16 protein-coding genes are annotated in these 19,688 nt (G+C 66.2%); 8 read left to right on the top strand and 8 right to left on the bottom strand.

Features of this window, described 5'->3' with window-relative positions; all coding sequences use genetic code 11:
- The first annotated feature begins 66 nt into the window (after positions 1 to 66).
- Both WDX12_RS01885 and WDX12_RS01880 read left to right on the top strand, forming a co-directional pair.
- Positions 67 to 2,097: an autotransporter domain-containing protein gene (locus WDX12_RS01885; RefSeq protein WP_434723736.1), complete on the top strand. Its 2,031-nt coding sequence runs from the start codon at positions 67 to 69 to the stop codon at positions 2,095 to 2,097.
- A gap of 181 nt (positions 2,098 to 2,278) precedes the next feature.
- Positions 2,279 to 3,316: an MBL fold metallo-hydrolase gene (locus tag WDX12_RS01880; protein WP_320293345.1), complete on the top strand. Its 1,038-nt coding sequence runs from the start codon at positions 2,279 to 2,281 to the stop codon at positions 3,314 to 3,316.
- A gap of 13 nt (positions 3,317 to 3,329) precedes the next feature.
- Here the strand turns inward: WDX12_RS01880 and WDX12_RS01875 are convergent, their stop codons facing one another.
- Positions 3,330 to 5,357, bottom strand: a complete 2,028-nt coding sequence (locus WDX12_RS01875) for a transcriptional regulator (protein WP_434723735.1) — start codon at positions 5,355 to 5,357, stop codon at positions 3,330 to 3,332.
- A 212-nt stretch (positions 5,358 to 5,569) separates the two neighbouring features.
- Here WDX12_RS01875 and WDX12_RS01870 point away from each other — a divergent pair, with 212 nt between their 5' ends.
- Together WDX12_RS01870 and WDX12_RS01865 are read left to right on the top strand one after the other, a co-directional pair.
- Positions 5,570 to 6,655 (top strand): PLP-dependent cysteine synthase family protein, encoded by a 1,086-nt coding sequence (locus WDX12_RS01870; protein ID WP_320293347.1) that lies wholly within the window; start codon positions 5,570 to 5,572, stop codon positions 6,653 to 6,655.
- A gap of 95 nt (positions 6,656 to 6,750) precedes the next feature.
- Positions 6,751 to 8,232 carry a pyridoxal phosphate-dependent decarboxylase family protein gene (locus WDX12_RS01865; RefSeq protein ID WP_434723734.1) on the top strand — a complete coding sequence of 494 codons (1,482 nt, stop codon included), beginning with the start codon at positions 6,751 to 6,753 and terminating at the stop codon, positions 8,230 to 8,232.
- A gap of 21 nt (positions 8,233 to 8,253) precedes the next feature.
- On the opposite strand, the gene WDX12_RS01860 is transcribed toward WDX12_RS01865, so the two are convergent.
- From WDX12_RS01860 to WDX12_RS01850, 3 genes are all read right to left on the bottom strand, one after another.
- A complete protein-coding gene (locus WDX12_RS01860; RefSeq protein WP_434723733.1) occupies positions 8,254 to 8,628 on the bottom strand; it encodes a YciI family protein in 375 nt (124 codons plus the stop codon).
- Between the two features lie 95 nt (positions 8,629 to 8,723).
- Positions 8,724 to 10,133, bottom strand: coding sequence for an ATP-binding protein (locus WDX12_RS01855; RefSeq protein WP_434723732.1), 1,410 nt, complete (start codon positions 10,131 to 10,133; stop codon positions 8,724 to 8,726).
- The gene (locus tag WDX12_RS01850; protein WP_320293351.1) at positions 10,130 to 10,846 is read right to left on the bottom strand and encodes a response regulator transcription factor; all 717 of its coding nucleotides are present in this window, start codon (positions 10,844 to 10,846) and stop codon (positions 10,130 to 10,132) included. Before WDX12_RS01850 ends, WDX12_RS01855 begins: the two co-directional genes overlap by 4 nt.
- Before the next feature lie 236 nt (positions 10,847 to 11,082).
- On the opposite strand from WDX12_RS01850, the gene WDX12_RS01845 reads away from it, so the two are divergent.
- From WDX12_RS01845 to clpS, 4 genes are all read left to right on the top strand, one after another.
- The gene (locus WDX12_RS01845) at positions 11,083 to 11,424 is read left to right on the top strand and encodes a hypothetical protein (RefSeq protein WP_320293352.1); all 342 of its coding nucleotides are present in this window, start codon (positions 11,083 to 11,085) and stop codon (positions 11,422 to 11,424) included.
- A 39-nt stretch (positions 11,425 to 11,463) separates the two neighbouring features.
- On the top strand, positions 11,464 to 11,748 hold the full coding sequence (locus tag WDX12_RS01840) for a hypothetical protein (RefSeq protein ID WP_434723731.1): 285 nt from the start codon (positions 11,464 to 11,466) through the stop codon (positions 11,746 to 11,748).
- A 152-nt stretch (positions 11,749 to 11,900) separates the two neighbouring features.
- Entirely contained in the window at positions 11,901 to 12,245 is a 345-nt protein-coding gene (locus WDX12_RS01835; protein WP_320293354.1) for a hypothetical protein, read from the top strand.
- 127 nt (positions 12,246 to 12,372) lie between these two features.
- Entirely contained in the window at positions 12,373 to 12,678 is a 306-nt protein-coding gene (gene clpS, locus WDX12_RS01830) for an ATP-dependent Clp protease adapter ClpS (protein WP_434725759.1), read from the top strand.
- Positions 12,679 to 12,722: 44 nt separating this feature from the next.
- Here the strand turns inward: clpS and WDX12_RS01825 are convergent, their stop codons facing one another.
- Genes WDX12_RS01825 through WDX12_RS01810 form a run of 4 tightly spaced genes read right to left on the bottom strand, consistent with a single transcriptional unit; the run spans position 12,723 to position 19,572 of the window.
- Entirely contained in the window at positions 12,723 to 14,810 is a 2,088-nt protein-coding gene (locus WDX12_RS01825) for a hypothetical protein (protein WP_434723730.1), read from the bottom strand.
- A gap of 3 nt (positions 14,811 to 14,813) precedes the next feature.
- The gene (locus WDX12_RS01820) at positions 14,814 to 17,636 is read right to left on the bottom strand and encodes a DUF4159 domain-containing protein (protein WP_434723729.1); all 2,823 of its coding nucleotides are present in this window, start codon (positions 17,634 to 17,636) and stop codon (positions 14,814 to 14,816) included.
- Complete coding sequence (locus tag WDX12_RS01815; protein WP_127864491.1) at positions 17,633 to 18,568, bottom strand: DUF58 domain-containing protein; 936 nt, start codon at positions 18,566 to 18,568, stop codon at positions 17,633 to 17,635. Before WDX12_RS01815 ends, WDX12_RS01820 begins: the two co-directional genes overlap by 4 nt.
- On the bottom strand, positions 18,568 to 19,572 hold the full coding sequence (locus tag WDX12_RS01810) for an AAA family ATPase (RefSeq protein WP_434723728.1): 1,005 nt from the start codon (positions 19,570 to 19,572) through the stop codon (positions 18,568 to 18,570). The genes WDX12_RS01815 and WDX12_RS01810 overlap by 1 nt, the downstream gene beginning before the upstream one ends.
- Positions 19,573 to 19,688 lie beyond the last annotated feature (116 nt).

Below are 19,688 nucleotides of genomic sequence, written 5' to 3'. Positions count from 1 at the left end.
CGGCTTGTGTTTCGTCTCCTTCGAGTGCAGAATCCGTCTGTTGCGTGCCCATGCGCCGAGGGGGTGATGCCGACGTCGCGCACAGGGGGGTCAGGCGCGGTTGCGCTGTCGATTTTCGCCGGGGTCTCGCTTGCAAGCGGCGCGGCGCTTTGCCAGAGCTTTGTCATCGGCAATGGCGCCACTGCCGGCCAGCAGACGATGACGGGCGCCAGCGACACTGGCATCGTGGCTGCAAACGGGGTGATCGAGACATTCGGCGCCGGCATCGATGCGGTGCGGATGCTCAATTCGGGCCAGCGGCTGACCAATGACGGGTTGATTGCAACATTGGGCGGCGGCGCTGCCAATGTGCATTCGCAAGGCAGCGGCGCAACCATCCTAAACAACGGAGGCATCCTGGCGATAGGCGATGCCTCGATCGGCATCTTGTCGGAGGGCGGCAATGCGCGCATCGTGAACGACGGCGTGATCGAAGCGCTTGGCGTCGCCACATACGGCATCATCAGCGATGCCGCCGGCGGGCGCGTCGACAATAGTGGCTTTATCGGCGTCTCGGGCACGGCCGCCGCCGCCATCATCGGCGATGGACCGGACCTGGAGATAAACAACAGCGGCTCGATCGAGGCCTACGAGGCCCTCGGAGGAATCATCTGGCAGAGCAACGATCTTCGGCTCGACAATTCCGGGTCGATCACGGTGTCGGGGCTGGCTTCCGTCGGCATTGGTGCTGGCGGCAATGATATCGCAATCGCCAACAGCGGCACGGTCAATGTCTTCGGGACAGCCTCGACGGGCATCGGCACCCTGTTCGGCAACGCCACGATCAGCAATTCGGGTTCGGTCATCGTGGGGGGCGTGGGCGGTGTGGCAATCGCCGCCCAGGGCGGCAACTCCGTCATTACCAATTCCGGCCGCGTCTTCAGCGACCAGAGCGTGGCGATCTATTTCGGTGCGCCCGACGCGGTGCTGAATCTCTTGGGCGGGACGGCCATCCAGGGGCCGATCGTCTTTTCCGGCGGCGGCAACACCGTCACCTTCGGCCCCGGACTGAACGCCGTCCTGAGCTTTTCAGGAAGCGGCCTGCCACAAACCATCGTGACCGGCGGCAGGCCGTTCGTGACGAGCGGCGACAGCGTGGCGGTGGTGGACATCACCGGGATTGCCAGCAGCGGGCCGCTGGTCGAGGACCTCGTCGACGGCATAGAAGGTGTCGCCGAGGCGCGCATGTCCGCCCCAGGCGACGATTTGCCCGCGACGCATAGAGGTCCAGACGCCTGGATCTCGACATTCGGCGGGCTACGCTCCCAGGGCGGTTCCGGCGCATCGGCCGGGTTCAGCGAGGCGCTAGGCGGCGTGGTCGCCGGCGCCGAAAAGCGCTCGGGCGACGGCTTCCTCGGCGGCTTGTTCCTCGGAGGCGCCGCCGGATCGACCGAGGTCGACGGCGCCGCGCAGGAGATCGTCCACCGTGGTGTGTTTGCAGGCGGCTACCTCGGCTATGACGGAGGCGCGCATTTTGCCGAGGCGGCATTCGTCGCCGGCCTGCTCCAGGAACGCAGCCGCCGCCGTGTCGCGAACAATCTGGTGCTCGACGGCATCGAGACGGCGCGGGCGGATTTCAACGGCGTTTTCCTCAGCCCATCGGTCACGTTCGGCATGCGGCTCCCAGTCAAGGCCGGTACGCTAATACCCAGCGTGCGGCTGCGTTACGCCGGGCTGTTCTTCGACGATTATGCCGAGACCGGTTCGGACGGCGATCTCGCGGTCGCGCGGCGCAACGTCAACGTCTTCGAGGCGCGTGGCCAGCTCGCGCTGGCTTTGGAGCCCGTCAGCACACCGAGCCAAGCCTGGCAAACCATGCTTCGAGCGGGGATCGACGCGATAGCGCAAAGCAGCGACGACGTTTCGGCGACATTGCTCGGCCAGGACATCTCGTTTCCCGCCGGCGGCAAGAAATTTGTGATGCGCGGCTTTGCCGGCGCGGACGTCGCCGCGGAGGTGGGCGCCGGAATGATGCTGAATGCCGGCTTCGAGGCGGGCTACGGCAGCGACAATGCCTTCACCGTCCGGGGCGTAGCTCGTCTCAGCAAGGCTTTTTGAGGAAGCTGCTCGACCGGCCGGCGCCGCATTTAAAGGTGGCATTCCGTCGCTATGGGGAAGGCCGTCTACCGACCTATATATTTTTCGAAATCCATTCCGATTCCGGAAGCCTATGCAGTAGAATGTTGCTGCGGCCGTACGGACGACGTCCGGCAGTGAAAATGCAGCGGGGTATGCGACGATGATCTTCCGTCAACTCTTCGATTCCGTCTCGGGCACTTACTCCTATCTGCTGGCCAGCCGGCGCGGCGGCGAGGCGCTGATCATCGATCCGGTGCTGGAGAAGGTCGAGCGCTACCTGCAACTGGTCAACGAGCTGGATCTGAGGCTGGTGAAGGCCGTCGACACGCATCTTCATGCCGACCACATCACCGGCCTCGGCGCGTTGCGCGACAAGACGCATTGCGTGACCGTGATGGGTGAGCAGACCAAGGCCGACGTGGTTTCGATGCGGCTTGCCGACGGCGACAAGCTCGGCATCGAGGGGTTGGCGCTCGACGTCATCTACACGCCCGGCCACACCGACGATTCCTACAGCTTCATCCTGCCGGACCGGGTCTTCACCGGCGACACGCTGCTCATCCGCGGTACCGGCCGCACCGACTTCCAGAACGGCGATCCGCGCCAGCAATATGAATCGATCTTCGGCCGCCTCCTCAAATTGCCCGACGAGACGATGATTTTTCCGGCCCACGACTACAAGGGCGAGACCGTGTCGACGATCGGCGAGGAAAAGGCCTTCAACCCGCGCCTGCAGGTGAAGTCGGTCGACGAGTATGTGAACATCATGAACAATCTCAATCTGTCCAACCCGAAGATGATGGATGTGGCCGTGCCCGCCAACATGCGGGTCGGGCTGCATCAGGACGATATTGCCAGCCGCGGCTGGGCGGTGAGCGCCGAGCAGGCGCTGGCGCTGGTCGGGCGGCCCGACGTGGCGCTGATCGACCTGCGCGAGCAGACCGAACGCGAGCGGCACGGCGTCATTCCCGGCGCGATCCATCTGCCCTATGCGCGGCTGCAGGAAAACATCGCCGCCGGCGGCATGCTGCACGAGCTGGCGAAATCGACGAGCAAGCAGCTCCTGTTCTACTGCGCTTTCGGCGAGCGCTCGGCGATGGCGGTGCAGGCGGCGCAGGATGTCGGTATTGCCAGCGCCCGCCACATCCAGGGCGGCATCGACGCCTGGCGGAAGGCCAGCGGGCCACTCATGCATTAGCGGATGGCTGGATTCAGTTCAGCCCGATCAGCTTTGCGCCGTTGCGGAAGAGGGCTTCTCCATCCCGATCGAAGCGGAAGGTGGCGATGAAATCGTCGGCGCGATAGTTCGGCAAGGTGTTGCGGATGGCGGCGGCAAAGGTGCGCGCTTCATCCTGCCGGCCTGCCAGCGCCAGGCAGTGGGCGGCAATCGCCAGGATGATGATATGGGCGTTTGGCCTCGCGGCCGCCTTCAGCGCCCATTCCGCGGCTTCGTTGTATTCGCCGAGACGGGCATGCGCCATGGCGCGCGCGCCCATCATGCCGAACAGCAATGGATCGAAGGGGCTCAGATGGCGCGAATGGTCGGACGAACCGATCGCCGATTGCGGGTCGCCCGACTGCGAATGGACGAAGGACAGCGCGTAGTGGCCGAGCGCGAAATTGGGGCTGAGGTCGACGGCGCTCGCCAGCTCCAGCAGCGCGCCGTCCTGCTCGCCACGCAGCCATAGCGCGCGGCCCATCGCCCAGTGAGCGGCGGGGTTGCGGTCATCGACGAGCAGGCTGTGCCCGGCGCTTTCGAAGGCAAGCGCGGTCTCGCGGTCGCGGTCGCCCCAGCGCTGGAAAGCATTCTGCCAGTGGGTGAAGGACATGCCGGCATAAGCGCGCGCGAAAGTGGGGTCGAGCTTCAGCGCTTCGCTGAAGAAGTGCTGCGCCAGCTCGTTTTCCTGGCGGGTGAAGCGGTACATGTGCCAGAGGCCGCGATGATAGGCCTCCCAGGCATTGAGTGAGTTTGGCGCTTTCAGCAATGCGCGGTTGCGCTCCACCGTCGCGATCTCGGCGGCGATGGAAGAGACGATGCTGTTGCCGATATCTTCGATGACGATGAAGATGTCGTCGGGCTTGTGCTCGAAGGTCTCGGCCCAGACGATCCGCGCCGTGCGGACCTCGACGAGTTCGACCGACACGATGAACCGGCCCGGCAGGCTGCGCACCGAGCCCGCCGCGACATAGTCGACATTCAACCTGCGCCCGGCGTCGTCCGGTGCAATGTTCTTCTCGGCGAGCGCGAAGACCGAGCCGCGGGCGATGACGAAGAAATCGCGCAGCTTGGCAAGCCGCGTGATGATGTCATGCGTGAGACCGTCGGCCAGCCCGCCGCGGAAGCTGCCAGCGCCGGCGCTCTCCGCAAACGGCATCACCGCGAGGGACGCCCGGCGCGTCGCCGCGGGCTCGGATTCGATCGCGGCGGCGGGCGGCTCCGAGGCCGGGAAAGCCGGTCCGGATCGGGCGCATGGCGTTGCGCCGGCGTTCCGGGCTCTTATCTCCTGCCACGCCTCGCGCAGCGGGGTGAAGTCCAGCTCTTCGGAGTGGAACAGCTCCGCCGCCGTCGCGAGATGCTCTTCGCCGGCGCCGATCTGTCCGCGCCGGGCCAGATTTTCCAGCAGCGCCACATGCGCGCGGCGGTCGAAGGGCGCGAGCTCCAGCCATCTGTCGATATAGGCGCCGGCCTCCTCGGCCCCCTGCGGGACAAGACCGATGATGTGCTCCAGGACGGCGACATGGCATGCGCTGAAACGGCGGCGCTGCGCCGTCAGCCAACTGCCAAAATGCGGGCTGCGATCGAGCTCGAGACCGTCGAGAAAGTCGCCGGCGAAATGCTGCGAAAGCGCCTCCAACCGCATGAGATCGAGCGTCTCGACACCTTCGGCCACCGCCGAGGCGGCATCCAGCGCGTCGACATGGACATCATCGAGGCGAAGCGACACCGTATCGCCATGGGTTTCGACCCGGCGTCGATCCGGGTCGTCAAGCGCGGCGCGCAACTTGCTCAGGCACCAGCGCAGTTCGCCGCGCGGATCGTTGGGCACGTCCCAGAGAAGTTCGCAAAGGCGGCCGCGGCTGACAGGGTGGGGCGCCAGCGCCAGATAGGCAAGCAGCGCGCGCAGCTTGCGCGACGACGGCAAGGTAACAGGCACCCCGTCGCGGGCAATCGCCAGTTGCCCGAGCAGCCTTACGGACAGGCCAACGGTGCCGTTCAGGCTCGATCGGGTGGATTCCACGTATGTTTCCACGCTTTCTCCAACGCTGGCCAGTTGGTCCATATTCTATCACCAAAGATGGCAGGAGGCAGCCGGCAGCCCCATTCCGTACCGGAACGCCGCCGTTGCCGCTTTTGCGGCAGATCAAGCAACCTATCGCGGCCAGGTGTCGAAACCGCGCCGCCAAAGCTGCCGGTCTGTAACCGGCACGTGAGGACATCGAGGAGAAAGCCATGTTGCATCAACTGAAAATCAGAACCACGTCCGGGCGCGGCCGTCTGTTCGACAGCATTCTCGATACGGTCGGCGACACGCCGGTCATCCGCATCAACAATCTCGGGCCGGGCCACGCGACCATCTATGTGAAGGCCGAGTTCTTCAACCCGGCGGCTTCGGTCAAGGACCGGCTGGCGCTCAACATCATCGAGGAAGGCGAGCGCAGCGGCAAGCTGAAGCCCGGCCAGACGGTGGTCGAGGCGACGAGCGGCAACACCGGCATCGGCCTTGCCATGGTCTGCGCGCAGAAAGGCTATCCGCTGGTGGTGACTATGGCCGACAGCTTCTCCATCGAGCGCCGCAAGCTGATGCGCATGCTTGGCGCCAAGGTGGTGCTGACGCCGCGCGCCCAGAAAGGTTTCGGCATGTACAAGAAGGCGGTCGAGCTCGCCGAAGCCAATGGCTGGTTCCTGGCGCGCCAGTTCGAGACGGAAGCCAATGCCGCCATCCACGAAGCGACGACGGCGCGCGAGATCGTCAATGATTTCGCCGGGTCGCGGCTTGACTATCTCGTCACCGGCTACGGTACCGGTGGCACGGTTGCCGGCGTCGGCCGTGTGCTGCGCCGCGAGCGCCCGGAGGTGAAGATCGTGCTCGCCGAGCCGGCGAATGCCCAGTTGGTCGGCAGCGGCAAGCAGCAGGAGCGCGGCGCCGGCGGGGCGCCGGCCGCCAGCCATCCGGCTTTCGAGCCGCATCCGATCCAGGGCTGGACGCCGGACTTCATCCCCCATGTCCTGCAGGAGGCGATCGACCAGCGCTACTATGACGAGGTGGTGCCGATCCCCGGTCCCGAAGGCATCAAATGGGCGAAGGCGCTGGCGCAGCAGGAAGGCATCTTCACCGGTATCTCCGGCGGCGCCACCTTCGCCGTGGCGCGGCAGATCGCGGGTACGGCGCCGGCCGGCTCGGTCATCCTGTGCATGCTGCCCGACACCGGCGAGCGTTACATGTCGACGCCGCTCTTCGACGGCATCGAGGCCGAGATGGACGCGGAGGAAACGGCGCTGTCGCGCTCGACGCCAAGCGGTCGGTTCGACGCGTAAGCGCGCTCCGTAGCTGGGTTTTCGGGTGGGGACGCCAGATTGATTGGCGCAACGTGACCCTGTTCAGGGTCACGTTTGTTGTGCGGGAGAGATCGATGGACGGCTTGCCGGAAACCATAGCGACTGAGGAAACACTGGATCCGAGGGACTGGGCCGATATGCAGGCTCTGTCGCGCCGGATCGTTGATGACGCCATCGGCTATCTCAAGGACGTTCGGGATCGTCCGCCCTGGCGCGAGATGCCAGCCGAGGTGCGGGCTTTCTTTTCGGCGCCGTTGCCGCGCGGGCCGGCACCGCTCGCCGATGTGTACGGCGACGTCGCCCGCAACGTGATGGCCTATCCGATGGGCAACATCCATCCGCGCTTCTGGTCCTGGTACATGGGCTCAAGCAATTTCACCGGCGCGCTCGGTGATTTTCTGGCGGCGATCCAGGGTTCGAACCTCGGCGGCGGCAACCACGCCGCCGGGCTGATGGACAGCCAGGTGGTCGACTGGTGCAAGGAGATGGTCGGCCTTCCTGCCTCGGCCAGCGGCACGCTGGTCAGCGGCGGTTCGATGGCCAACATCATCGGCCTCACCGTGGCGCGCAACGTCAAGGCGGGCGTCGACGTGCGCGAACGTGGCGTCGGCGCCATCCCCAGGCCGCTGCGTTTCTACGCCTCGGACCAGGTCCATTCCTGCCACCGCAAGGCGATGGAAGCGCTTGGCCTCGGCAACCGGGCGCTACGGCGGATCCCAACCGATGCCGGTTTGCGCATCGATATCGATGCGTTGAAGACGGCCATTGCGGAGGATCGCGAGGCGGGCTTCAAGCCGGCCTGCGTGATCGGCACCGCCGGTACCGTCAACACCGGGGCCGTCGACGATCTTCAGGCGCTGGCGAGGGCGGCTGCCGAAGAGGACCTCTGGTTTCATGTCGACGGCTGCATCGGCGCGCTGATCGCGATCGCGCCCGAGAGCCGATCGCTCGTCGCCGGCATAGAGCAGGCGGATTCGATCGCGCTCGATCCGCACAAATGGCTGCACGCGCCGTTCGAGGCGGGCTGCGCGCTGGTGCGGGACGCGTCCGCCCACCGCAACACCTTCGCCGTCACGCCCGAATATCTGGAATCGGCGCCGCGCGGCCTCGCCTCCGGAGAATGGCTGTTCGATTACGGATTGCAGACATCGCGGGGTTTCCGCGCGTTGAAGATCTGGATGGCGCTGAAGGAGCATGGCGTCGAGAAGTTCGGCCGGCTGATCGACCAGAACATCGCCCAGGCCCGCTACCTCACGCGGCTGGTCGAAGCGGAGCCGGCGCTCGAACTGATGGCGCCGACCACCATCAACATCGCCAGCTTCCGCCACCGGCTGGCCGGCGCGTCCGAAGAGCGCCTCAAGGCTTTCAACACCGAGATCATGCTGAGACTCCAGGAAGAGGGCATCGCCGTCCTGTCCGATACCACCGTGCGCGGCCGGCACTGCCTGAGGGTGGCAATCACCAACCACCGCACGCGCCGCGACGACCTCGACCTGCTGGTCGCAGAGATGCTCCGGCTTGGAAGGGAAATCGGGGCTGCCGCGACACCAACGTGAGCCACGCGGCCGAGGCGTATTTCAACCGGCTGCCAGCGCGGCGCCGGGCAAATAGAGCATGATCGGCCGGATCTCGTAGACGGCGGTGGGATTGACGCGCTTGAGATCGCGCGCGGCGGCAATCGCCTCGTCCTGGTTCGCGCAGTCGAGGACATAGAGGCCGAGCAACTGTTCCTTGGTCTCGGCGAAGGGACCGTCGATCACCATGCCGTCGCCCGGACCGCGCAGCGTCACGGCATCGGCCGTCGCGCCCAGCCTCGCCGCCGGCCCGAGCTTGCCCTCCCGTGTCAGCCTGGTGTTGACCTCGAGCAGGTCCTTCATCAGCGCCGCGTCCTCATCTGGCGTCCAGGACTGGACGGCGTCTTCGACGTGATAGGCAAGGACGGCGTAGAACATGGGTGGATTTCCCTCGTAACCAGGCAGGCCGCACTATCACAAGGATGGTTCGACTGATCCAGTAGGGCCGACGGCGGACAGAGTCCGCTCCTGACTCAAGCTGCCACCGGCAGCCGCAGCTCCGTCAGCAGCCCGCCGCCGGGGTAGTTGGAAAGATTGACCTCGCCGCCGGCGCCACGCGCTATGTTGCGGGCGATGGTCAGGCCGAGCCCCAGCCCGCCGGTGGTGCGGTTGCGCGATTCCTCCAACCGCACGAAGGAGCCGAACACCGCGTCCAGTTTCGCCTGCGGGATGCCGGGGCCTTCGTCGCGGATCGAAAGCGTGATCGTGTCGCCCGATCGTCGCACGCCGAGATGCGCCTTCTTGCCGTAGGTCACCGCGTTCTGGATGAGATTGGTGACGCAGCGCCGCAGCGCCACCGGCCGTGCGACGCAAATCAGGCCGCGCGACGGGACCACGTCTTCGTCGAAGGATGCGCCGTCGAAGGAGTCCGCGACCGATTCCACCAGCGACCAGAAATCGATCCGCTCGGCCTTTTCCTCGGTCACCTCGAATTTGGCGAAGTCGATGACCGAGCTGGCGATGCCTTCGATGTCGGCGAGATCATGCGCCAGCGCCTCGCGCGCCGGCGACCTGCGCAACAGTTCCAGGCGCAGGCGCATTCGGGTCAGCGGCGTGCGCAGATCATGCGCCAGCGCCGCCGCGAGGTGCTCGCGGTCCTCGACATAATCGCGCAACCGCATCTGCATGGCGTTGATCGCCTTCGCGGCCGCACGAATCTCGCGGCTGCCGCTTTCGGCGATCGGCGGACTTTTCAGGTCGTTGCCGATGCGCGTCACCGCCGTCTCCATCATCCGGTAGGGCGCCGTCAGGCGGCGCAGCGACCAGATCGACATGATCACGATCAAGCCGGCGATCAGCGAGTAGAGCGGCAGGCTGTCGAGGCTGAGGATCGGCCCCGGCGGTGTGATCGGTTCGGTGAAATTCAACCACTGTCCGTCGGAAAAGCGCAACGAAGCGGTCAGCTTGTCGCTCTGCGCGAAATCCGCGCCCAGCACCAGCAGGTCGCGCTCGACCTGGCCGACATCCTTGTTTACCGCTTCACCGTCCGGGACGTCGGACTCCTGGGTGGCCGGATCGCGTCGCACACGCGCGTCGGTGATGCCGAATTTCGACAGGCGGCCGACCAGGATGTCCTCCAACTCGGCAAGCTGGTCGTCGCCGGCGATCGAAGAGGTGACGGCGGGCGTGTCCGAAACCGTCAGCGCGTAGGTCGAGTTGAACAGGCCCGACGCGGTCGCCTTGCGCTCTTCGGGCGTGGCGTCATGCATCAGCTGAACCAGCGAATAGGCGCGGTCGTTCAGCCGGTAGAGATCGACGACACCGTTTGAGGCGGCGCGGTCGCGGGCGACGATGTAAAGCGTCGCCACCTGGCTGATCATCAGGCCGGCTATGACGATCAGCAGCACCCAGGCAGGCAGGGTCTGCGGCAGGAAGCGTTTCATTCCGACGTCGTTTCGGGCAGGAACTGGTAGCCGCCGCTGCGCACGGTCAGGATCAGTTTCGGCGTCTTCGGATCGTCTTCCATCTTGCGGCGGAGCCGGCTCACCAGGATGTCGACGCTGCGGTCGAAACTATAGCCGGTGTCGCCGCCGGACAGCTCGATCAACTGCTCGCGGGTCAGCACGCGCTGCGCGCTCTTGACGAAGGTCTGCAGCAGGTTGAACTCCGCCATCGTCAGCTCCACCCGCACGTCGTCGGGCGCCGTCAGGCGGCGTCGCGCGCAATCCATGGTCCAGCCGGCAAAGCGGTAGACCTGCTTGGCGGTCGAGCGACGCGGCTCGGCGCTGCCGTTGCGGCGCAGCACGGCGCGGATGCGCGCCAGAAGCTCGCGCGGGTCGAAGGGCTTGGGCACGTAGTCATCGGCGCCCATTTCGAGGCCGACCACACGGTCGGTCGTTTCGGTGACCGCGGTCAGCATAATGATCGGCGTGGTGTAGTTGGCGCGGATCTCGCGGCAAAGCTCAAGTCCGCTTTTGCCGGGCAGCATCACGTCGAGGACGATCAGGTCCACCGGCGTTCGGCGCAGGACCGCTTCCATTTCCGTGCCGTCGCCGGCCACCGTCGTGTGCAGCCCGCGCTTCTGGAAGAACTCCTGCAGCAGGTCGCGTATGCCCTTGTCGTCGTCGACGATCAGTATGTGTGCGTCGGATTTCACTGGTGCCCTGTCATTTGTTGGCCAAGCAATCCCTTCGCCGACCACCCACACGATAGAATTCGGGCCACATCTTGGCCAGTGGCCGCGATCGGCGCAGCGGCCGGCTTCCCCAGAAACAATCCAGAAACAAAATTCTACAATCGGGAAAAACTGGTGAAAGATTTAAAGGCCATAACCGGTGCCGTGGCGGTCAGCGATGGCTGCGACGCAAGTTTCCGGAGTAACGGGCAAGACCAATGCAGAGGTTCTGGATCAGCGTGACGGGTGCTTTGCTCAGCATGTCGCTCATCACAGCAGCAGCCGGCACCTCGACCCCCGCGAAGGTCGCGACTCCCGCGAAGGTCGCGGCCACCGCAAAGGTTGCCCCACTCACCCGGACCGAGCGTTGCACCGATCTCAGCCGTCAAGTTGACGAAGCCCTCGAAACCCATGCCGCGGCAACGCAGGTCACCGCGGCGAAAGCACTGCAAAGAAAGGGAAACCGGTTCTGCGCCAACAAGAAGCAGGCGCAGGGTATCCGGATGCTCGCAAACGCTTTGAAGCTGCTTGGAGTGACACCGGTCGACCCAGATCAGTGACGCTCGACTCTCCGACCCGCACAAAAAGGAAGCTAAGCCATGAAAAAGACCCTTCTCTCCGCTCTCGGCCTCGGCGTTGCCCTGGCCTTCTCGATGCCGGCTCTCGGCAACGCCGCCGCCACCACGACCGCCGCTCCGGCCGCCACCGCCACCACGACGACGACGACTGCTCCGGCGGCCGACGCGACCGCCAAGCCTGCTCCGAAGAAGGTAGCGACCAAGAAGGTCTGCAAGCCGACCAAGAAGCACAAGTGCCCGGCTCCGAAGAAGGCGCCGGCCGCGAAGCCGGCCGATGCGAAGCCGGCTGCCAAGAAGAAGCCCTGATCCAGGGCCCGGCGTCACGCTAGACGAAAGCCGCTCCAGCCGATTTCGGCGGGAGCGGCCTTCTGGCGGCACTAGCCCGAAACCGGCAGGTTCTCGCCTTATGCGGTCGATCCTTAACCCGATTGCAATGCCGGTGCTGTAGGACAATCCGCATGAAGAAGCGGTTCTCGTCCCTGATGCGTTTGCTGACCCTCGGTGGCCTGATCGCCACCGCGGCGGCACGATCGTTGATCATCTTTACCGCAAGCCCCGTGCCGGATCCCGCCAGCGGCAGGACCGAGCCCGAGCTCTTCGCTCCACTGATCTCTTCAAGCTTCGACTACATCACGCCGGCGCAGTCCTGGATTCTGCTCCTGCTGACCGGCGCGACCATGATCGGCTTTGTCGGCTGGATGTTCTTTGCCTTCAAGGAGCGCGGCTCCGGCATGAATGGCGACGCCGGTTCCGGCAGGTCCGGCGCCGCGATGCGCCGCCCGGTCGGGCGCCAGGGCCGTTGACCCACCGCTAGCGCTTCCCCACATAGGGTTGATCTTCCAGGGGCCGTGGTTATCCGCGCGCAATTGGACGTATGCTTTCCCGCGTGACAAAGTGAGAGCGAGAGCCCAGTTCTCGCTGCCGGATCCGATGCCCGAAACCGTCATCAAACCCCGCACCAAGACGCAGCCGAAGACCGAGCGGCCGAAGCTCTACAAGGTCATTCTCGTCAACGACGATTTCACGCCGCGCGAATTCGTCGTGACGGTGCTCAAGGGCGAATTCAAGCTGAGCGAAGACCAGGCGCACCGCGTCATGATCACGGCGCATACGCGCGGCGTGTGCGTGGTCGCGGTGTTCACCAAGGATGTCGCCGAGACCAAGGCGACGCGAGCGACCGATGCCGGCAAGGCCAAGGGCTATCCGCTGCTGTTCACCGTCGAGCCGGAAGAGTAGGGGGCTCGCTTTCCCTTCTCCCGCAAGGGGAGAAGGGAAAGGCGCTACCGCCCTTCGCGATACCACATCGAGCCGATGGCGAGCAGCAGCAGGCCGAGGCCGAGGAAGCCGCCGAACAGAGGCACGCGCGACACGGCCTTGAGCGTGCTGTCGTCGGTGGTGCGCAGGCCTATCCAGTCGTCGCCCGACGCGGCCGCCGAAGAGCGGACCGGGACGATCGACGGCAAGGTCACGCCGCCGGCTAGATTGCCGAGCGCCGACGACGGGGCCAGTCGTCGCACGCTGCCGCCGGTCGCTTCGGCAGGTGCTTTCAGCCGATCCTCGGTCGAGATCACGTCCGAGAATTCCGGCGCGTTGATCGGACCGACATGGGCGAGCGCGGTCAAGTCGCCATTGCCGATCTGGTAGAGGCCGATCTCGCCGGTCTGCAGGCTGCCGGTGAAGATGCCGGGCTCGGCTTTCTCGAGCTTCACCGTGACCGCCTTGCCGGACGGCGTGATGACCTGGGCCGGACCCGGATCGTCGCTCATGGTCTGGCGGCGGATCTCGAGCATCATGCCGCGGCCGTCGGCGGTCAGCCGTTCTTCTTCGAGCTCCGGCTCCTTCATCAGCCAATGGGCGATGCGGCGATAAAGCTGGACATGCGGACCGCCGCCCTCGAAGCCGCGCGCCCACAGCCAGCCCTGGTCGGAGAGCAGCATGCCGACACGACCTTCGCCCTTGCGGTCGAGCAGGAGCAGCGGCCGGTCGTCGGCGCCCTTCATCACCACCTCGCCTTCCGGATTCTTGACGCCGATGGTGCGGAACCAGCGGCTCCAATGCGGCGGCTCGCTCGCCGAACCGTCGAGCCCGCGCGTCACCGGATGGCGCTGGCCGAGATCGGTCAGGCGCGGATAGAAGGCCTTGTCCACCACTTCGCCGGTTGGCATGGCCGGCAACGCGGCGTTCAGCGGCGTGCGGGCAATGGAGTTTTCGCCTGCGTATTCGGGACCGGCGGCAATCAGCAGCGCGCCGCCCTTTTCGACATATTCGGAGATGTAGTCGTAATAGAGGATCGGCAGCACGTCGCGGTGCTGGTAGCGGTCGAAGATGATCAGGTCGAAATCCTTGATCTTCTCGACGAACAGCTCGCGCGTCGGGAAGGCGATCAGCGACAATTCGTTGATCGGCGTGCCGTCCTGCTTTTCCGGCGGGCGCAGGATGGTGAAGTGGACGAGATCGACCGACGCGTCCGACTTCAAAAGGTTGCGCCAGGTGCGCTCACCGGCATGCGGCTCGCCGGAGACCAGCAGCACGCGCAGATTCTCGCGGATGCCGTCGACCAGGGCAATCGCCCGGTTGTTGGCATCGGTCAGTTCGCCGGGCTCGCGGTCGATGCCGAGCTGGACGATGTTGCGGCCGGCATTGGGTATGGTGACAGAGAGCTTCATCGGCTGGCCGACGGTCGCGTGCTCGACCGAGACCTGCTCGCCATTGACCGAGACGCGCACGTCCACCGGAGCGCCGTCGCCTTCCGTCGAAATGACGCGATAGGTCATGTCGAGCGGCTTGCCGACGAGGCCGAAGCGCGGCGCGTTCTCGAAGCGGATGCGGCGGTCCTTCTCGTGCTCGTTGCCGGTGATCAGCGCGTGCAGCGGCGCGCTGAACTCCGGCGCGCCGGCGGGCGCATCATGCACCTCGCCGTCGGTTATCATGACCGCGCCGCCGATGCGCGACGGCGGCACGTCGCGGAAGGCGCCCTCCAGCGCGCTGAACAGCCTGGTTTCGGTGCGGTCGTCGGCGGCTTCGGACTTGCCGGCCTCGATGACACGGACATCGAATTGCTTGAAGCGGGCAAGACGCTGCTGCATTCCGGCCAGCGCCTCGTCGGTCTGCTTGGCGCGGTCGCCGATGTCCTGGCTCTGGCTGCGATCGACGATGAGGGCGACGACGCTCTTCAGCGCCTCGCGCTCCTCGGCGAGGAACACGGGATTGAGCAATGCCGCGGCAAGCGCGAGCAGCGCGACGAAGCGCAATGCCGAGCCGCGTTGGCGGAACCACAGGCCGACCAGCGCCAGCATCAGCAACGGCACGAAGAGCAGGCCGAAAATCGGCCAGGAGACGAGCGGTTCGAAAGAGATCGACCAGTTCATGACCTATTGCCCCAGCCGTTCGAGCAGCACGGGCACATGCACCTGATCGGATTTGTAGTTGCCGGTCAGCATGTACATCATGATGTTGACGCCGGCGCGCAGCGCGTAGACGCGCTGCATCGGATCCGGCGGCACGGTCGGCAGCATGGGATCGCCGTTCTCGTCGATGGCCCAGGCGCCGGCGAAATCATTGGCGGTGATCATGATCGGCGAGACGCCGTCGCCGGTGCGCACCGGGCGGTTCTCGGTGTTGCTGGCCTCCAGCGAGGCCTCGACCCAGAGCGGGCTGCCGTTGAAGCGGCCGGGGAACTCCGGAAGGATGAAGAAGGATTTGGTCAGCACGTGATCCGACGGCACTGGCTCCAGCGGCGGCACGTTGAGATTGCCGAGGATGTCGCGCAGCCGTTCGGTCGCCGGACTTGCCGAGCCGGCGCCGATGCCGTTCGAGAACTGGTCGCGCGTGTCGAACAGAACCGTGCCGCCCTGTTGCATATAGGCGTCAATGCGGGCGATCGCCGCCTGGCTGGGCATGGGCGCCGATGCGTCGATCGGCCAATAGATCAGCGGGAAGAAGGACAACTCGTCCTTGGCGATGTCGACGCCGGCCGGCGGGCCGGGCTCGAGCGCGGTCTTCTCGATCAGGAAACGCGTGAGGCCTTCAAGGCCGGCGCGGCTGATCGCATCGACGCCAGGCTCGCCGGTGATCACATAGGCGATGCGGGTTTTCGAAATGTCGTCGATCGCCTGAGCGTCGCCCGGCTTCGAATCGTCGGCGCGGGCAAGGTCGGCGTGACCGAAGAGGCCGCCCAGCACGATGAGAACGGCCGCGGTGGTTGCCACCGCTCCTGCGCGGCGCGGCCGTCGCGCCAGCAGGCCGCCCATCCAGAATACGGCCAGGGTGTCGAGCACCATCAACAGAAGGGCGATGGCGACGAGCGGCCCTTTGAGGTTCTCCGATTCGTCGAAGGCATAGGGGACGGTTGTCACCGGCAGCGACACCTGCGGGCGGGCCAGCGGCGCGAAGGTGCTCGAAGCGTTGAGAAGATTATGCGCGAACACACCCGTCTCCGAGCCGTAAAGGCCGGGCGGGTTTTCCAGCGTCACCGGCAGCGGACCGGCGCCGGGCACCAGCGGCCGCGCATCGGGCGATGGTGGCGTCAGCATGCCGTCGGCGCCGATCATGCGGTAGGGCGCGAGCGACGCGGCGGTGGCTTCGGCATTGGCGATCGCGGCGCCCTGGTTGCGAGACAATTGCACGACGCGCCGCAGCATTTCGACGAAGCTGCCGGAGATCGGCAGGTTCGACCAGGTCGCCTCGGGCGTGACATGGAAGAGCACCAGCGTGCCCTTGTCCTTCTTCATGCCAGTCACCAGCGGCGTGCCGTCGGCTAGCGTGGCCCAGGTGCGCTCGACGATGTCGGGCGTCGGCTCGGCCAGAACCTGCCGGCTCACCGTCACCTCGGAGGGCGGGGAAAGATCGGCAAAGGGGCCGTTCTTCGGGAATTCGGTGACGGCCTGCGGCGTCGTCCACGACAGCGCGCCGCCCAGAGCGCGCTCGCCGCTGCGCAGCCTGACCGGCAAAAGGTCGTCGTCGTTGCCGGCCGCGGCAAGGCGCGGGCCGGCGAAGCGCACCAGCGTGCCGCCCTTGTCGACCCAGTCGACCAGCCGCTGCTTGACCTGCTCCGGGATGGTGCCGACATCGGCCATGATGATCATCGCCGGCTTCTGGTCGAGAAGCTGCGGAATGGCGTCGGCAAGGTCGGCGCTCGACGGCTCGACCAGATCGGCAAAGGGCTGCAGGGCGCGGCGGATATAGTAGAGCGGCGATAGAAGCGGCTGCGCCTGGTCGGCCTCGGCCTGCGACAGAAGGCCGACGCGGCGGCGCTTGGAACTCTCGTCGAGCACGCGCACGGCGCCGGCCTGGTGCTCGCCGTCGAGCGCGATCGAAGCGAAATCGTTGCGCAGCTCGAACGGGACCGTCATCGTCGCCGTGGCGGCGGCTTCGCCCGGCGCGAAGGTCAGCGTCGCATCGGCGATGCGGCGACCCTTGTCGTCGAAGGCGCCAGCGGTGACCTGCGCCGGCGCCGGATCGCCCGGCGCGCGGATGGCGGTCAGCGCGAAGCCGTCGACCTGGTTGTCGGCGCCAATCAGGCCGGTCAGGGAAGACCGGTCGGACGCGGCCCAGACCAGCCGTGTCGCGTTCTTTTCGAGCAGCGTCTTGAACGCGGCCTCGTCGCCCTTGGCGGCAAGTCCATCGGCGAGCACGGCAACGCTGGCGCCGGGCAGGCGCTCCAACGCGGCGGCGACGCGGGCGTAGACGGCGGGCCTGTCGGTGGGGACCGGCCGCGGCTTGGCGGCGCGCAGGTGATCGAGCGCGGCCGAGGCGTCGAAGGGGCCGATCTCGGCATTAGGCTTCTCGGCGGTGAAGGCGATGACGACCGGCACGCCGTTCGAGCCGGCATCGGCGATCAGCTGTTCGGCGGTGGCCACGCGCTTGCTCCAGTCGGCGGCGCTCGCCCAGCCATTGTCGACGACAAGCGCGAGAGCCGAGCCTTCCGCCGGCAGTTTCTCACGCGGATTGAAGACCGGCTCGGCCAGCGCCATCACGACGAGCGCCGCCATCAGCAGCCGAAGCAGCGTCAACCACCACGGGCTTTGCTGCGGGGTTTCTTCTCGCCTCAGCACCCTGGCGAGGATCTTCAACGGCGGGAAAACTTCCGTTTGCGGCTTGGGTGGGGTGAGCCGCAGCAGCCACCAGATCACCGGCAGCGCCAATAGGCCCCACAGCACCAAGGGCGCCCCGAAGGAAAGCGGCAGCCAGCTCATGCGACCGCCTTTCCGGCTCGATTGGCAATTGACGCTGCATGACCGCCTTCCACGGTCAGCGCCATGTGGATGCGCACCAGCGCCTCGGAGGCGAGGCGGTCGGTGTGGTTGACGGTGTAGCTCCAGCCGAGACGCTTGCACCAGGCGGCCAGTTCCTCGCGGCGGGCCCGGTAAAGCAGGCGATATTCCTCGGCCAGCATCTCGGCGCGGCCGGCGGTCAGCTTGTCGCCGGTCTCGGGATCAGTGAACTCGGTGCGGCCGGCATAGGGGAAGGTTTCCTCGGCCGGGTCGGCGACCTCGATCAGATGCGCGCGCACGCCGTGGCGAGCGAGCACGTCGAGCCAGGCCATGGTTTCCTCGACCGGATCGAGGAAATCGCTGACCAGCACGATGTCGCAGAAACGGCGGATGGCCGACAGATCGGGCTTGGCGGGAAGCGCGGCGGCGTGGCTCAGCTGGGCGGCGATGCGTTCGGCGCCGTTGCGGGCGGTGAACGGGTCGGTCAGGCCCGGCCAGGCGATGCGCTCGCCGCTGCGCGACAGAAGCTCGGCCAAGGCGAGCGCCAGCACCAGCGCGCGCGATTCCTTGGAAACGCCGGCCCCGGCCGATTTATAGAGCATCGAAGGCGAGGGGTCGGCCCAGAGCCAGACGGTGTGCGCGGCTTCCCATTCGCGGTCGCGCACATAGGTGTGGTCGTCCCTGGCGGAACGGCGCCAGTCGATGCGCGAGGAATCGCCTTCGACATAGGGTCGGAACTGCCAGAAATTCTCGCCGATGCCGCGCTTGCGGCGGCCGTGCCAGCCGGCGATCACCGTGTTGACGATACGGCGCGCCTCGACCAGCAGGTCCGGCACCAATGAAGCCCGCAACCGGCCACGGGCGAGCGCATCGCGCGTCGCAACCGGTGCCTGGACCTCGCCTATTCGACCCATCAGATGCCTTTTGCCAGCTTCGCCACCACGTCGCGCACCGAAGTGCCTTCGGCGCGGGCGGCGAAAGTCAGCGCCATGCGATGCTGCAGCACCGGCTCGGCCAAGGCGCGAACGTCGTCGACCGAAGGCGCCAACCTGCCATCATATAGGGCGCGCGCCCGGGCGCATAGGGTCAGCGCCTGGCTGGCACGAGGGCCTGGCCCCCAGGCGACGTGCTTATCGGTTTCGGCATTGCCCTGGCCTGGCCGGGCCGAGCGCACCAGCTTGAGGATCGCCTCGACGACGCTTTCCGGCACCGGCATGCGGCGGATCAGCGTCTGGATTTCCCTCAGTCTCTCCGGCTGCAGCACATTCTCGGCCTTGGCCTCGTCGACGCCGGTCGTTTCAAGCAGGATGCGGCGTTCAGCCTCGATTTCCGGATAGAGAATGTCGACCTGCATCAGGAAGCGGTCGAGCTGGGCCTCGGGGAGCGGATAGGTGCCTTCCTGTTCCAGCGGGTTCTGCGTCGCCAGCACGTGGAAGGGCGCGGGCAGGTCGTGGCGGGCGCCAGCGATGGTGACGTGATATTCCTGCATCGCCTGCAGCAGCGCCGATTGGGTGCGCGGCGAGGCGCGGTTGATCTCGTCCGCCATCAGCAATTGCGTGAAGATCGGCCCGGAAATGAAGCGGAAGGAGCGCTTGCCGAACTCGTCCTGCTCCATCACCTCGGAGCCGAGGATGTCCGACGGCATCAGGTCCGGCGTGAACTGGACGCGGCGCGAATCGAGGCCGAGCACGATGCCCAGCGTCTCGACCAGCTTGGTCTTGGCCAGGCCCGGCACGCCGACCAGCAGCGCATGCCCGCCCGCCAGCAACGCCACCAGCGTGCGTTCCACGACGGCTTCCTGGCCGAAGATCACCCGGCCGACCGCGTCGCGGACCCTGGAGATGTCGGCCAGCGCCTTTTCGGCTTCCTCGATCATCGCTTTTTCGCTGATCGGGCTTTCCTTGATCATCACGCTCATGCCGTTCGATCCTTGTGGTTGGAAATGCCGGCCTGCATTCTCAACGGCGCAGAATGCCGCGATTCGGCCTCGCCTGGCGCCTGTATTCGAACTTAAATCACAGACTTGGACGGACA

This window comes from Mesorhizobium sp. RIZ17, from assembly GCF_051127865.1.
GTDB lineage: Bacteria > Pseudomonadota > Alphaproteobacteria > Rhizobiales > Rhizobiaceae > Mesorhizobium > Mesorhizobium humile.
This window is presented reverse-complemented; position numbering and strand designations above follow the sequence as displayed.